This is a genomic window from Paenibacillus glucanolyticus, from assembly GCF_037333485.1.
GTDB lineage: Bacteria > Bacillota > Bacilli > Paenibacillales > Paenibacillaceae > Paenibacillus_AQ > Paenibacillus_AQ glucanolyticus.
This window is the reverse complement of the sequence record NZ_CP147845.1, coordinates 16,797-30,053: the sequence shown is the minus strand read 5'-3', so window position 1 is coordinate 30,053 and position 13,257 is coordinate 16,797. Positions and strand designations below refer to the sequence as shown.

Genomic DNA, 13,257 nt, shown 5'->3' with positions numbered 1-13,257 from the left:
AATTCAAGTATGTCATAGTCACAAACATGTATGCTGCTGAACTCAATGTAAAGGTCATTATATACATTAGTAATACTAACTGTTTCAAGATAATATTTGGTTAATCGTTGGAGGTGTATTCATCACAACCGAATGATTTTGGATGATATGAGTATCATCTAATATCATCAATTGATTTACTGGTACAGCATAATTAACAAGAACAAGCAGCGATATAGCATTACTGTTCATTATCTCTAACCGCTTTAGTAATAGAAAAAAATCAGAAGTGAGAAGGTAAAATTTACCATCACACTTCTGAATAGTTACCTACTATTTACTAGCAAAATGGTATTTCTTCTGGTTTCCACGAACAAGCACATTTAGTCCACAGCGTATGCATACAGTCCAAATTATTACTAAGAGGAACAACAATCCCACCACTACCACTACCTGCAACCATTTTCTTTAACTGTTCCTCATCAACTTCGCCAATCGGAGAAACAAACCCTTGCTTTGCTCGTCCCTCAGAAGAGCGATATTGAGCACGTAGTTCATTGATCGACATATACATTTCCTCCTTGTACATGATAGTAGCACTATATAGTATCTCTTAAAAAAAGAAGAGAAGTGCTCATAAAGATACTCTGCCCTCTTTGATAGGGCTTATATAAACATAAACATTCACTGATATGTTTATGTTTATAATAAACTCATAGCACCCAATCCCCGATGCCATTTTCCCACATCCATGTTGTAGCGCTTTCATTTTATAATACAAACTTAATGTTATGTAAATAATGACTAGAATTTCGACATACTTCTTTCTTTAGAGGGTAATACATCTAGCAAAATAGTATATCATCAGGAAGGTACGAAAGTTGACAAAGCTGGTTTGTGAAGCAACATGCACTAATCATAGTGACACCAATTTGATGTGGTTCAGCCATACTACATGCAACCATTTCCTTTAACTGTGCTCATCCACTTCGCCAACCAGCGAGGCATATCCTTGATTTGCTCGCTCCTCGAAAGAACGATATTGAGCACGTAGATCATTGTTCGATATATACATCTTCCTTTCTAAATCATCGAAGCAGTATATAATTCTCTAAAAGTAGAGAATGCTCTCAAGATACTCTGCCTTCATTGTGTCGCTTAAATTAACGAACGATTAAAATATCCACCATAGGACATAATTCCCAGATCTCTAACTCCTCCTTTCTATTAAGTGCTTACATTTTATATTATAAATCGGGTACAATGTTAATAATGACCATAATTTCGACATATTCCTTTTTGAGGGGGTAATTTCATGAAGGCAGGGGCACTATTGAAAAAATTGAGGGTGGAACGAAATATTAGTCAGTCTACTTTGAGTTGTGGCATTTCTAGTAGAACTACTCTTGCTTCATACGAAAAACAAACAAATGATATTCCTCTTGGAAATCTTCTTCTGTATTTGGATAGAATGAACGTTAGATTAGATGAGTTTCAATATTTCTTAGGTTTGGAGTTAACCGAGAAGCATACGCTGTCAGCACAATTGTTTGAGGATTATTATTCTAATAGAACAATCCATGATAAACGTTTAAGCGAAATACTCCAGCTTTATAAAAATACTAATGACCTTTATTATCTATCTCTTTATATGGGAATAAAAGGGGCGATCATTAAAACTTCAGGAAAAGCAATTGACGATTTTCTAAAAACACATGAACAATATATTTGTATGCTAAAGAAACATATTGGAGTAATTGAGAATTGGAGTGCATTTGAACTATCTATATTAATAAATTGCCTGTATATATTTGATGATGATTTTATACTAAGTGTGTCCAAACGTTTAATAAGAGATTTGAATGGTTATAGCCAAATTCGCCTATTCGAAAAGGCCTTATTTACATTTTTCATAAACGCTACAACTCATTATTTATCACTTGGAAAGCATAAACTTGCACAAAATTTTGTGGATCAATTGAAACAACATGCGAAGTTGTCTACTCAATTATATGAGAAAACTATATTATTATTTTTTCAAGGAATTTTAAAATATAACAGTAGTAAAAGAATTGAAGGCGAGAATGATGTCAAGCAAGCAATTCAGATTTTTAAAACGGTAGCTGACGATAAGAAGGCTGAACAAATGGAACGTTTCTTTAAGGATGTCAGAACTACTAAAGAAAGTGATAATGATTAAACTGGTACCCTTACACTGGACACTTCAAAAAAGTGTATTGCGTATAGGTACCAGTTTGTATACTAGACAACAGTTGGGTCGAAGAAGATGACCCGAAATGATCGTTAACAATTAGTGCTGAATCCGCACGTCTCTGCGGGTGAGCAAAATCGATTACTATGCAGATTAAGTGACTCTTTCATATATCATCAATATCTATTGGGACGAACGCCAAGAAAGATTTTTAAGGTCACCGGGTTTAATGTGGAGATGCTTGGGATCAAACGAGTAGAGCAATGCGCCGGTCGCTGGAAGAAAGCCATGATGGGAAGGACGATATTGTTGATTTAGCTGACTCACGCGTAAAGAAGCAGCGCTTCGTCCCTCAAAACATCCACTATTTTCTTCAGAAGAGATCAGAGATAAGGAGGAGCAAAGTTTTTAAACTTTTGGAGGCTCAGTTAACGTAGAAAGGGTTACGGAGGATGTTAGTAATGGTCGAAATCTACACAAGGGTGACTGTTTCGAGCTTATCCAAACGCTGTAAAGCAAGGCTTAGAACGATTGAAACGTTACTTTTGTCAACTGCTAGGCGACTCTCGTTCCGGTACTAAAACCACTTAGAAGCGCCGGTAAACGACTTGCACGCGCCTAAGCGGACGAGCAGGCTGGTGCACAGGCATAAAGGACTCGGACAGTCTATGTCTAGGATTCTACGATGATACCTTCAGGAACTTTCCTGGGTCAGATGAAAGACTATGTAAAGAGTAGGCACTATACTCAACCCTGGGCTGGAGGAATTCGCCAGATACAATATTTCCTTATGTTTTAGGTTGTGTACATATTCAAACACCAGCTGTATACAATTAATCCCTGTACGGCGGTTACTATTTGTCACAAGAGTGTTACGCTCATTTATCTTTGGTTGGTTCGTGAGAACAAGGGGCCCAACTTAATAAACAGCGGCATTATACAGAGGGGGTGGGAGACAAGAACTGAATTGGGATTCAAAACAAAAAAAGCGATCCAGCCTATGGTTAGGCTGGATCGCTGGAACACAATGATTACTCAGTTGTGTATGGAAGCAATGCGATTTGACGGGAGCGTTTGATCGCAATCGTCAGAGCACGCTGGTATTTTGCACTAGTGCCTGTTACACGACGAGGCAAGATTTTTCCGCGCTCGCTGATGAATTTTTTGAGCAGATCTGTATCTTTATAATCAATGTGAGTAATTTTGTTCACAGTGAAGAAACATACTTTACGACGCTTGTTACGGCCGCCACGGCGTGCCGGTCTTTTGTCGTTGTCTCCGCCTTCTCTTTGTTTAAAAGCCATGCGTTGTCAGTCCTTTCCGTATTAAAATGGCAAATCATCATCCGATATATCGATCGGTTTTCCTTCATCGGAAAAAGGATCCTGATTGTTGTTTCGCGAGTAGTTATTGTTCCCACGGTTTCCGCCGCTGCTATTGCTGCTGCTGCTTCCTCCGCTGAACGACGATTCCTCACGAGTTCCTCCGCCACCGCTTGTTTCACGGTTTGACTCCAAGAAGCGAACATTATCGGCAATGACTTCGGTGACGTATACACGCTTACCTTCGTTATTCTCGTAATTCCGCACTTGAATGCGCCCCTCAACAGCCGTCAGACGGCCTTTACGCAGATAGTTGGCACAAGTCTCCGCAAGCTGTCTCCAGGTCACGACCGGAATAAAATCCGCTTCGCGCTCCCCGCCTTGTCCAGTAAATGGACGATCAACAGCAAGTGTAAATTGCGTTACAGCAACACCTGAAGGAGTATATCGCAGCTCGGGATCCTTAGTCAGTCGGCCAATCAAAATGACACGGTTCAACAATCCAATCCCCTCCTAGAACGAAATCAATTACAAAGTCTTCTACATCTTAAGCAACGTCGTTCGTGATGAGATAACGAATAACTTCGTCAGAAATCTTCATGAGACGCTCAAGTTCAGCTACAACTTCAGGTGTTGCGTTGAAGTTTACCAGAACGAATACGCCATCACGGAATTTCTTGATCTCATACGCAAGACGGCGTTTACCCATTACGTCATGCTTTGTAATTTCTCCGCCGTTGGAGATGATGCCTTGGAATTTATCGACTGCAGCTTGAACAGCTTCTTGTTCAATGTCAGGACGAATAATGTACATCACTTCATATTTGCGCATATGTTTCACCTCCTTATGGACTTCGGCCCTCAATCCCTGTTGAGAGCAAGGAGCGAGTCTAACTCGCACCATAATACTATATCAGAACGGATGATCGGATGCAAGTTTCTTTTCCCTGTCGTACAGGCACTCTTCCCTTTATTACCGCGCTTTTCTCACATTCCCTGCGATGATTTGCCGTCCATTGGCGCATGATAATACATGCAGTCCATCCATCATAATGAGGAGGTAGACCCGCAATGGGAGAACAGACCGAATTTCGTGCAGGCGACAAGGCCCCCAACAACGGGGTTTATATGGAAGTAGGCGTCAGAGACCATATCATGGGGATCGAGAATCCGCGACAGATCAAAATGAGCCGAGGTGACACCTTTCCAGAAACCCAGAATGATGACCGTGTATGGTTGAATAAACGCAGAGTACAGCCTAAGTAACAAAAGAAAGCTGTGCTCACTTTTATCCAATAAGCCGCGTCACTGTTGATCATTGTATCTGCAGATGGCATTCGGGTTCCGCCATGAATTGGGCTTTATGGATCCACATATCCATCCACGTGAATCCCTCATTGAACAGGCGAGGTATATATTTCCATCTACGTAACCATGCATACAAATCATGCTTCAGGCGCACATTATAATCAGGCGGTGCATGAGAGAGGTGTGGTTCCGTTGAACGTTGCAGCTGAACGACGCATGAGGTTTCTGATATTCACACGGATTGCAAGCTAAGGAAATGAGCCGAATGCTTGACCTCTTGGACAAGTGAAGCTATTGACAAGGTTCGCATAAGTGCTGATAAAATGATTCCAATTCACAAGCACCGCCTACCCAGAAGGAAGGACCCAATCGGGTCCTTCTTTTTTTCACTTCAGCAAGTGGATTGGATAAATTCCTTAGCAAATCGAAAAACACTCTCTGCAGGATAACCTTGCAAGAGAGTGTCTTATTCAAAGGTGCATATACAGCTTACACCTAACTTATGTAACCGTATCGTTTACATCCATAACAGCGGAACTTATAAACGATGGTGGCGGAAAGGGTGGGATTCGAACCCACGCACGCCTTGCGACGCCTAACTGATTTCGAGTCAGCCCCCTTGGGCCTCTTGGGTACCTTTCCACAGCAAGATTGATTATAGCATGGAAACGTTGTCTCGTCAACAGCTTGTCTGTTCTCTGACCTACCTTAGACACAGTGACCGAAGCTGAAGTTCAAATCCAAATATCCATTCCCTAGATCCCTTGCTTCGCATACAGCTGCTTGGGATACCTCCTCGGGAGGAGATATTACGGAGTATCCCCTGCCCCTTCGGAATCCTGTGCCGAACGTAAAACCTTCTTCAGGTTCTTCTCGAACTTTCCTCTTGGTATCAGCACACTATGCTGGCACTTGGTACACTTGATCCGAATGTCCATCCCCATGCGAATAATCTCCATCTCATTATTCCCACAAGGATGAGGTTTCTTCATCTGAACGATATCCCCTAACTGAAATACCTTGCGTTCCATGGTTTCCGCTCCCTTGGTTTCATCTCTTTCATCTTATCTATTATATATCATTAGATAACGAAATTGATCAACCCTGAGCACGTTCTTGTCCCATCTCCCGTGCTTCGATCGCCTGTTTGATATCGGTGAAAATCTGACGCTCCACAGCTTCCCTTGCATTGGGATTACATTCCGCTACAATTCGAACGACATATTCCGATGTGTTCAAGGTTTGAATTCCAAGCACATCCGGTGTCCGCTGCACCTCAGGGCGACGTTCCGTGATACCCTCAAGCGCCGTTTGAATAAGTGTAACCGTATCTTTAAGCTGCTGATCATTCTTAACCGGCAAATCCACAATTGCAAGCGAATTGGACAGCGAGTAGTTCGTGACACTCGTAATCATCCCGTTCGGAATAATATATGTTTCTCCGTTCAATCCTCTTACACGCGATGTGCGGAGTCCAATCATCTCTACTGTTCCCCGGTATTCACCACTCTTAATCACATCGCCTACAGCAAACTGATCCTCAAATATAATGAAGAACCCGGTAATCACGTCCTTAACCAAACTTTGTGCCCCAAAACCTATGGCCAGGCCAAGGACCCCGGCACCGGCTAACAATGGCCCTAACTTAAAGTTGAACTCCGAGAGAATGATTAGAATCATAACGAAATTACATACGACGGAAGTTACATTTTTTAACAGCTCTCCCACTGTAACAAATCGTCGTGAATTAACTTGAATCCGACTCTTCTCCTGCTTCAACAGGAATTGATCAATCATTTTATACACAACCCGAATAACAAGACGTGTCAGAATAAAAATGATAGTGACCCGAATGCCCGATGTCAGTATATTCATCCACATCGCTTCATCGGTAAAAAATCCAACGATTTGATTTTTCAAGTCCACTGCTCCCTCACCAACGTTTTGTAAACTACCTGTCTCCCGGTCAGATAACCCAAGCTCCTCAAGCCTGATGTCCTCCCCTTATTCTTCGATGCCTATATACCTCATGTTGTTATCAAGTGCAAATATGCCCCGGATCTCCACATGCTCCTGTCGGATGATCTCTTGAACATCTTTTAACGCACCTGGCGGGAATTGAATCGATAATGCACAGCCTGCCGTAATCTCTTTCGGTGTAGGAAAGAGATCGATTTCGATATCCGCATACTCCAGCAGCATCTCCGCACGCAGCGCCTGCTGGGTGGAATCAAATGCGATTAGCATCGCGCCCTCCACTGTTCCATCCTCCTCCATCATGCCTATCGTTTCTATTAATATGCTTATTTAACATCATGACCTAATAATAAGAGTTTTATATAAACTGTTAAAAAGTTCAGCTTATTCATATAAACCCGTATAAAGCCGTAAAGACTGGCTCATCCTCTTTCTTTAAGCTAGGAAGCTGTCTGAAATGAACACCAAATCACATTTTACGCAAATCCCAAAGTATAAAAACGGTCTTTCATCCATATACTGATACTACCAAATGCAGACGAAAGGAAGATTCTATGAACCGTCTATCTAAAATCACGTCTCGCCCGGAGGCTTCAAGCTTAAAAATACCACATACGGACCCTAACATCCATTCTGCTATTATACATCGCCTGCTCTTCCATCTTTCTGACGCTCGTATTCAGCATCGTCCGCTTGTCATTGTCTGCATCGGTACCGATCGCTCTACGGGTGATTGCCTGGGCCCTCTGGTTGGCACGTCTCTTGCCCGTTATAACAGCCCCCTGTTCCATCTCTATGGAACACTGGACGAGCCTGTCCACGCTATGAATCTTAAAGATACCCTGACTGCTATTCATGAAAAATATGATAACCCCTTTGTGATCGGAATTGATGCCTGTCTGGGTCAATCATCAAGTGTAGGCTCTATTCAGGTATCCGACGGACCTCTCAAGCCTGGAGCCGGTGTACATAAAGAATTACCGCCGGTCGGCGATATCCATGTAACGGGTATCGTCAATGTCGGCGGCTTTATGGAGTACTTTGTATTGCAGAACACACGCTTGAGCTTGGTCATGCGGTTATCTGATATCATTGCAACCTGTCTTTTTGCCGGTATCAAAGAGTGGAACCGCTCTACCCTTCTTGCAGCGCAAGAGTAACGGCCTCTTTTTCCTCCGGAGACAATGGGTATTTAGACTGTCCATCCTTCAATGGTTTAGCGTACACATAGGAGCTCTCCCGGTTATGCAGGCCGGTCAGAACAATCCCTTCCTCTTGTTCACTGAGAATAGCCAGGGAGAAGCTCATTTCGTTCCCTCGTTCACCAAATGCATTGTATCGGACGATGCCCACCTTGGACTTCATCCCTTTTATGCTGCTGCTGATCGTATCCAGCATTTTTTGGTGACTGGCATGTCCCTCTTCAATTTCATCCATTTGAATTTTCAACTGGACCAACAGGCTTTCAATATCCTCTACCCCGCTGCCTGCCATCATCGCATCGTATCGACGCCTCATTTTTCGCAGTTTTGCCCCTTGAACCATTATCGTTATCCATAAGATCAAGATGATCATGATCATTCCGACGACAAACCAATGAAGCTGCTCCATGATCAATTCATTTAATTCAGACATGCTTTCTTCCTTCCTCTTCTCCATCTTGATCTAATCGTTTAACTGTGAATTTCTGCAATAGCTCTTCTCATCAGATCAATCTCATCACGGCGTGTGGAAATACCTACACTGGCTCTGACTGCACCGGTCTTTTCCGTTCCCGATGCCATATGTGCAAGCGGTGTGCAATGATAACCGGCACGCACGGCAATCCCATACTCCCGGTCCAGTCGAAACGCAAGCTCCGATGCACTGTACCTTTCTGAAACAAACGCTACAATGCCCGTTCGCGCTTTTCCTAAAGCTGGTCCGAGTAAGCGAAGATCTCTTACCTCTTGCAGACCCTCCATCATATATTGCGTTAACTCCCATTCATGCCGGTAGATATGCTGCGGCGTCCATTCCAGCACCTTCTCCACTCCTGCTTGCAACCCTGCATATCCCACCGTATTAGGTGTTCCTGCCTCATATCGATCCGGACGCACCGTCGGCTGCTCAATCGCTTCCGATTGGCTTCCTGTACCTCCATGCATTAAGGGTTCCAGATCAATATTTGGTGAGATATACAACCCGCCCGTTCCTTGTGGCCCAAGAAGCCCTTTATGCCCCGGAAAAGCCAGCATACCAATATGCATGTCCTCCACGTTGATATCCAGCATACCCGCACTCTGAGCGGCATCTACGAGCAGTACAGCACCTTTCCTCTTCACTATGTCTCCCAGTTCATAGAGAGGAACAATAGAGCCGAGCAAATTGGAACTGTGACTGCATACAACCAACCTAGTATTTGAACGAAACGCACCCTCAATTAGTTGCAAATCCAGGTGACCTTCCTCATCCACGGGGACATAATCCACTTGTATTCCTCGTGTGCGTTTTAAATATTCCAAAGGTCTTCGCACCGAATTGTGTTCAATCATCGTAGCAATCACATGATCTCCTTCATGCAAATATCCTTTGATTGCTAAATTCAGCGCTTCGGTTGTATTCGAGGTTAGTGCGATATCATTAGGGTTCTTCACCCCGAAGATATTCGCAAGTGTCTTCCGAGTCCCGTATAGCACACGGGAAGCTTTCACGGCCATCCGGTGACTGCCCCGTCCCGGATTAGCTGCAGCGTCTTCCATCGCCTTCCTCATGGCCTCAAACACCTCAGGAGGTTTGGGCCATGAAGTAGCCGCATGATCCAGATAAACGATCGGGTCCATGATGTTTCCCCTTCATCTCTTCTATAATGGATGCCTTATAATACATGGTCAAACATCGACACATTGTAGTACACTCACATCCCTGTCACCATGCACATTCAGTTAAATAAAGACATATCTCATTCCCATACAGGAACGTCGACATGTCTTTGGTTTTTAATCACTCTGGTTTGCTTTTCAATCCGTCACACTATAACCTATCCCACTCGTGCTAGAGCCCTCTTCACTAACAACCTTCATCTATTATTGAAGGAGCTCCAGCAGTCGTTCCAGATCCTGTCTACTATAGTAGTTAAGCTCAATCTTCCCTTTGTCTTTATTGTGCTTAATTTTCACCGTTGTTTTAAATCGCTCTCTCAAATCCTCTTCCAGATGGTCAATATAAGGATCTCGCTTTTTCACTTTCGCCTTCGCTTTGTCGGCAGGCTTGCGATCCAAATTCTTAACCGCTTCCTCTAGTTCACGAACGCTCCACTCTTGTTCCACACATTGCTTCGCTAATTGTTTAACAAGGATCGGATCCTTAATTCCAACGATCGCTCGAGCATGACCCATGGATAATGTTCCACGTGAAACATTTTCCTTCACTTCTTCCGGTAGAGATAGCAACCGTAAAAAGTTAGCGATGTGAGAGCGAGACTTACCCACCTTCAGAGACAGTTCTTCCTGCGTTAAGGAAAATTGTTCCATTAGTCCCTGGTAGGCCACCGCAATTTCCATGGCATTCAGATTCTCACGCTGCAAGTTCTCAATAAGGGCAATTTCCATTACCTGTTGATCGCTAAAAGAACGAACCACCGCTGGAACTGTAGCTTTTCCACAATACTGAGACGCCCGGAATCTGCGCTCCCCGGCAATAATCTCATACCCTTTCAGCACACTCCGAACGATAATCGGCTGAATTACGCCATGCTGACGAATCGACTCTGCCAGCTCCTGGATCGCTTCATCGTTAAATGTCTTGCGCGGCTGATACGGGTTCGCTCGCAATTGACTGAGCGGAATTTCCACTACCTTGTCATCATCATGAATAGACAAAGAAGGAATAAGCGCATCCAGCCCTTTTCCCAAACGTTTACTCATACGAGATCACTTCCTTTGCCAGCTCCAAGTATACTTCCGCTCCCTTTGAACGGGGATCATAGGTGATGATCGACTGTCCATGAGACGGCGCCTCACTCAAACGAACATTTCTCGGAATAATCGTTCTGTACACTTTTTCCTGAAAATACTTCTTCACTTCTTCAATCACCTGAATGCCCAGGTTGGTGCGCGCGTCCAGCATGGTTAACAATACACCCTCAATCTTGAGGGATGTATTCAGATGTTTCTGAACTAGACGTACCGTATTCAGCAGCTGACTCAAACCTTCCAGAGCGTAATACTCGCATTGAATCGGAATGATAACGGAATCGGCCGCAGTCAAAGAATTGATTGTTAGAATGCCTAGCGACGGAGGACAATCTATCAAAATATAATCATACTGGGGCTTGATTAATTGAAGTGATTTTTTCAAACGCACTTCACGGGAGATCGTAGGAACAAGCTCAATCTCAGCACCAGCCAGTTGAATGGTAGCCGGAATGATGTCCAGACCTTCTATGTTTGTCCCACAGATGGCGTCTTTCGGGTGTACTTCGTTGATGATAATATCATAAATGCAGTTTGCAACATCGGCTTTATTAATGCCAACCCCACTCGTTGTGTTTCCTTGGGGGTCTATATCCACCAAAAGCACCCGTTTGCCTAGCGAAGCCAATCCAGCTCCCAGATTGACGGAAGTCGTCGTTTTGCCGACACCGCCCTTTTGATTTGCTATGGCAATTATCTTTGACACTCATTTCACCTCAATGTAGGAAGACTCTTCTAAGTAGTCGCAATAGATGTATACAGCAAATTAGCTGTACATAAAATATGTGAACAATCCCCATGTACCGGAATGCTCCAGGATATAGGCCGATGAAAATGAGCAACAATATTAATCACGTGTTTCTCATCTGTAAGTAAGAATAAACCTATATGACTCTGCCTGCCGAAGAGAGTTAAGAGAATTTCAATTGAATGAGGTATCTCCCCTCCTCGGTCAACAGAAAAAGCGGTACGATGTATACCGCTTCACACCATATCTTAACGTTTAGGTATTTTTATAACGATTTCATAATGATCTTCATGATCATTCTCTGTTGTTTTGATAGCCATTCCGGAACCTGAGACCATGTCAATCGATTGACGAATCGTGTTCAGGGCCAAACGAACATCCTTACTGTAGGATATGCGCTTGGATTTCTTCATCGTAGTTACTTCTTTATAGAAGGCGATACGAGCCTCCGTCTGTTTCACATTCAGCTCTTTGGTTATGATTTCATCCAGCACCTTGAGCTGGGTTTCTTCATTATCCAATGAAAGCAATGCACGAGCATGGCGTTCCGTCACTTTACGTTCCATCAGTGCAAGCTTGACTGCTTCCGGTAGCTGCAGCAGACGGATCTTGTTGGCAATGGTCGATTGGCTCTTGCCTAATCGCTGTGCCAGGCTTTCCTGTGTTAATTGGTGAAGATCTATCAGCTTTTGATAAGCAACAGCTTCTTCAATCGAAGTCAGTCCTTCACGCTGCAAATTCTCGATTAACGCAATCGATGCCGCCTGTGAATCATTGAACTCCCGAACAATGGCCGGAATCGTGTCCAGACCCAGCTTCTTAACCGCACGCCAGCGGCGTTCCCCTGCAATGATCTCATACACGCCATTACGGACACGAACGACGATAGGCTGGATGACTCCATGGGTTTTAATCGTCTGGAGCAGCTCATCAATCTTATCATCATCAAAAATCGTCCGTGGCTGGTATGGGCTGCTGACAATCTCGTTTACCGGGATCTGCTTCACTTCATCCCCTTGGTTCCGTTCTGCCGCTAAGCCAAACAATCTCGAAAATTGTTCTTTCATTCCGTATATTACCACCTAATTTCATGATAGCACGGATGAGCCTCCGGAAAATCCCGGAATCGGTATAAGCGATTGGACAACCACAATGTGAGGTAACTCCTTATGAATCCAGCGCCCATTTTAGATATAGCAATTTCCAAGCTGTCATGGTGCTAGATTCCACTGTGGAGCCAGGCATTTCCCTGCAAAAACAAATTTCATGCTGATTAGAGAATAAGCCCTAATGGCGAGACCGCATTTCTCTGATCAAACCCCGCTGCATGAAGCGGTTGCTTCTTGAGAGATATATCAGGAGGCCATATCATGATGTTGTCTAACTTTCGATATCTCACAAGTTGTATATATTAGTTCTACTTCGTAAGAGACCACTGTCCCCTTGGGTGACATGGAACTTCCAAATAACAGCAGTCGCAAGTTCTCTAATCAAGACTGCACGAAGCAAGGATGGAAAAGTGACCAAACCAGGATTTATACTCTTTCATCCCATCAAAGAACGGGCAGAATCGCCCACCTGCTCAAATGGATACTACGATTCTATTCTACCACTTTTTGTCCTATAACTCTATTCTCCAATATCACCTTTTTTCCTGCATTTCTCGCTTGGTTTATACATGATTTGTGCACAGTTCCAAACTTTTGACTTCCAAAATAAGAATGGTAGATAAATCTACACTCCTATGATGCTTCATGG

Annotated in this window: 15 protein-coding genes and 1 tRNA gene; 3 read left to right on the top strand and 13 right to left on the bottom strand. The window is 43.6% G+C overall.

Features of this window, described 5'->3' with window-relative positions; genetic code table 11:
* Positions 1-319: 319 nt before the first annotated feature.
* Complete coding sequence (locus WDY75_RS00150; protein WP_063478207.1) at positions 320-547, bottom strand: hypothetical protein; 228 nt, start codon at positions 545-547, stop codon at positions 320-322.
* A gap of 747 nt (positions 548-1,294) precedes the next feature.
* Here WDY75_RS00150 and WDY75_RS00145 point away from each other — a divergent pair.
* Positions 1,295-2,179, top strand: a complete 885-nt coding sequence (locus tag WDY75_RS00145; RefSeq protein ID WP_063478208.1) for an Rgg/GadR/MutR family transcriptional regulator — start codon at positions 1,295-1,297, stop codon at positions 2,177-2,179.
* Between the two features lie 1,043 nt (positions 2,180-3,222).
* Here the strand turns inward: WDY75_RS00145 and rpsR are convergent.
* The 3 genes from rpsR to rpsF are packed head-to-tail and all read right to left on the bottom strand — an operon-like array spanning position 3,223 to position 4,345.
* Complete coding sequence (gene rpsR, locus WDY75_RS00140) at positions 3,223-3,495, bottom strand: 30S ribosomal protein S18 (RefSeq protein WP_006207333.1); 273 nt, start codon at positions 3,493-3,495, stop codon at positions 3,223-3,225.
* Between the two features lie 21 nt (positions 3,496-3,516).
* Complete coding sequence (gene ssb, locus WDY75_RS00135) at positions 3,517-4,014, bottom strand: single-stranded DNA-binding protein (protein ID WP_006207334.1); 498 nt, start codon at positions 4,012-4,014, stop codon at positions 3,517-3,519.
* Positions 4,015-4,060: 46 nt separating this feature from the next.
* Complete coding sequence (gene rpsF, locus WDY75_RS00130; RefSeq protein ID WP_036640509.1) at positions 4,061-4,345, bottom strand: 30S ribosomal protein S6; 285 nt, start codon at positions 4,343-4,345, stop codon at positions 4,061-4,063.
* A gap of 239 nt (positions 4,346-4,584) precedes the next feature.
* Between rpsF and WDY75_RS00125 the strand changes: the two genes are divergently transcribed.
* Positions 4,585-4,779 carry a YjzC family protein gene (locus tag WDY75_RS00125; RefSeq protein WP_006207336.1) on the top strand — a complete coding sequence of 65 codons (195 nt, stop codon included), beginning with the start codon at positions 4,585-4,587 and terminating at the stop codon, positions 4,777-4,779.
* Positions 4,780-5,372: 593 nt separating this feature from the next.
* Here the strand turns inward: WDY75_RS00125 and WDY75_RS00120 are convergent.
* The 4 genes from WDY75_RS00120 to WDY75_RS00105 all read right to left on the bottom strand — a co-directional run bounded on the left by WDY75_RS00120 (position 5,373) and on the right by WDY75_RS00105 (position 7,080).
* Positions 5,373-5,463 (bottom strand) — tRNA-Ser (locus WDY75_RS00120).
* A gap of 167 nt (positions 5,464-5,630) precedes the next feature.
* Positions 5,631-5,852, bottom strand: a complete 222-nt coding sequence (locus WDY75_RS00115) for a DUF951 domain-containing protein (RefSeq protein ID WP_006207362.1) — start codon at positions 5,850-5,852, stop codon at positions 5,631-5,633.
* A 67-nt stretch (positions 5,853-5,919) separates the two neighbouring features.
* Entirely contained in the window at positions 5,920-6,747 is an 828-nt protein-coding gene (locus WDY75_RS00110; RefSeq protein ID WP_331000335.1) for a mechanosensitive ion channel domain-containing protein, read from the bottom strand.
* A gap of 78 nt (positions 6,748-6,825) precedes the next feature.
* Positions 6,826-7,080 carry a DUF3343 domain-containing protein gene (locus WDY75_RS00105; RefSeq protein ID WP_063478210.1) on the bottom strand — a complete coding sequence of 85 codons (255 nt, stop codon included), beginning with the start codon at positions 7,078-7,080 and terminating at the stop codon, positions 6,826-6,828.
* Positions 7,081-7,352: 272 nt separating this feature from the next.
* Between WDY75_RS00105 and yyaC the strand changes: the two genes are divergently transcribed.
* Positions 7,353-7,958 (top strand): spore protease YyaC, encoded by a 606-nt coding sequence (gene yyaC / locus WDY75_RS00100; protein WP_036640550.1) that lies wholly within the window; start codon positions 7,353-7,355, stop codon positions 7,956-7,958.
* Here the strand turns inward: yyaC and WDY75_RS00095 are convergent.
* The 5 genes from WDY75_RS00095 to noc all read right to left on the bottom strand — a co-directional run bounded on the left by WDY75_RS00095 (position 7,933) and on the right by noc (position 12,566).
* On the bottom strand, positions 7,933-8,433 hold the full coding sequence (locus WDY75_RS00095) for a DUF4446 family protein (RefSeq protein WP_006207368.1): 501 nt from the start codon (positions 8,431-8,433) through the stop codon (positions 7,933-7,935). The two genes, yyaC and WDY75_RS00095, sit on opposite strands and share 26 nt — an antisense overlap.
* A 38-nt stretch (positions 8,434-8,471) precedes the next feature.
* On the bottom strand, positions 8,472-9,620 hold the full coding sequence (locus WDY75_RS00090) for an aminotransferase class V-fold PLP-dependent enzyme (protein WP_006207369.1): 1,149 nt from the start codon (positions 9,618-9,620) through the stop codon (positions 8,472-8,474).
* A gap of 243 nt (positions 9,621-9,863) precedes the next feature.
* Positions 9,864-10,703, bottom strand: a complete 840-nt coding sequence (locus WDY75_RS00085; protein WP_006207370.1) for a ParB/RepB/Spo0J family partition protein — start codon at positions 10,701-10,703, stop codon at positions 9,864-9,866.
* On the bottom strand, positions 10,696-11,457 hold the full coding sequence (locus WDY75_RS00080) for a ParA family protein (protein WP_006207371.1): 762 nt from the start codon (positions 11,455-11,457) through the stop codon (positions 10,696-10,698). Before WDY75_RS00080 ends, WDY75_RS00085 begins: the two co-directional genes overlap by 8 nt.
* Before the next feature lie 290 nt (positions 11,458-11,747).
* A complete protein-coding gene (gene noc, locus WDY75_RS00075) occupies positions 11,748-12,566 on the bottom strand; it encodes a nucleoid occlusion protein (protein ID WP_006207372.1) in 819 nt (272 codons plus the stop codon).
* Positions 12,567-13,257: the final 691 nt, after the last annotated feature.

Bases quoted from the DNA above. Each gene is read 5' to 3' on its own strand.
- WDY75_RS00150 (WP_063478207.1), bottom strand. From the start codon at position 547: ATGTCGATCAATGAACTACGTGCTCAATATCGCTCTTCTGAGGGACGA.
- WDY75_RS00145 (WP_063478208.1), top strand. From the start codon at position 1,295: ATGAAGGCAGGGGCACTATTGAAAAAATTGAGGGTGGAACGAAATATT.
- rpsR (WP_006207333.1), bottom strand. From the start codon at position 3,495: ATGGCTTTTAAACAAAGAGAAGGCGGAGACAACGACAAAAGACCGGCA.
- rpsF (WP_036640509.1), bottom strand. From the start codon at position 4,345: ATGCGCAAATATGAAGTGATGTACATTATTCGTCCTGACATTGAACAA.
- WDY75_RS00125 (WP_006207336.1), top strand. From the start codon at position 4,585: ATGGGAGAACAGACCGAATTTCGTGCAGGCGACAAGGCCCCCAACAAC.
- WDY75_RS00115 (WP_006207362.1), bottom strand. From the start codon at position 5,852: ATGGAACGCAAGGTATTTCAGTTAGGGGATATCGTTCAGATGAAGAAA.
- yyaC (WP_036640550.1), top strand. From the start codon at position 7,353: ATGAACCGTCTATCTAAAATCACGTCTCGCCCGGAGGCTTCAAGCTTA.
- WDY75_RS00095 (WP_006207368.1), bottom strand. From the start codon at position 8,433: ATGTCTGAATTAAATGAATTGATCATGGAGCAGCTTCATTGGTTTGTC.
- WDY75_RS00090 (WP_006207369.1), bottom strand. From the start codon at position 9,620: ATGGACCCGATCGTTTATCTGGATCATGCGGCTACTTCATGGCCCAAA.
- WDY75_RS00085 (WP_006207370.1), bottom strand. From the start codon at position 10,703: ATGAGTAAACGTTTGGGAAAAGGGCTGGATGCGCTTATTCCTTCTTTG.
- noc (WP_006207372.1), bottom strand. From the start codon at position 12,566: ATGAAAGAACAATTTTCGAGATTGTTTGGCTTAGCGGCAGAACGGAAC.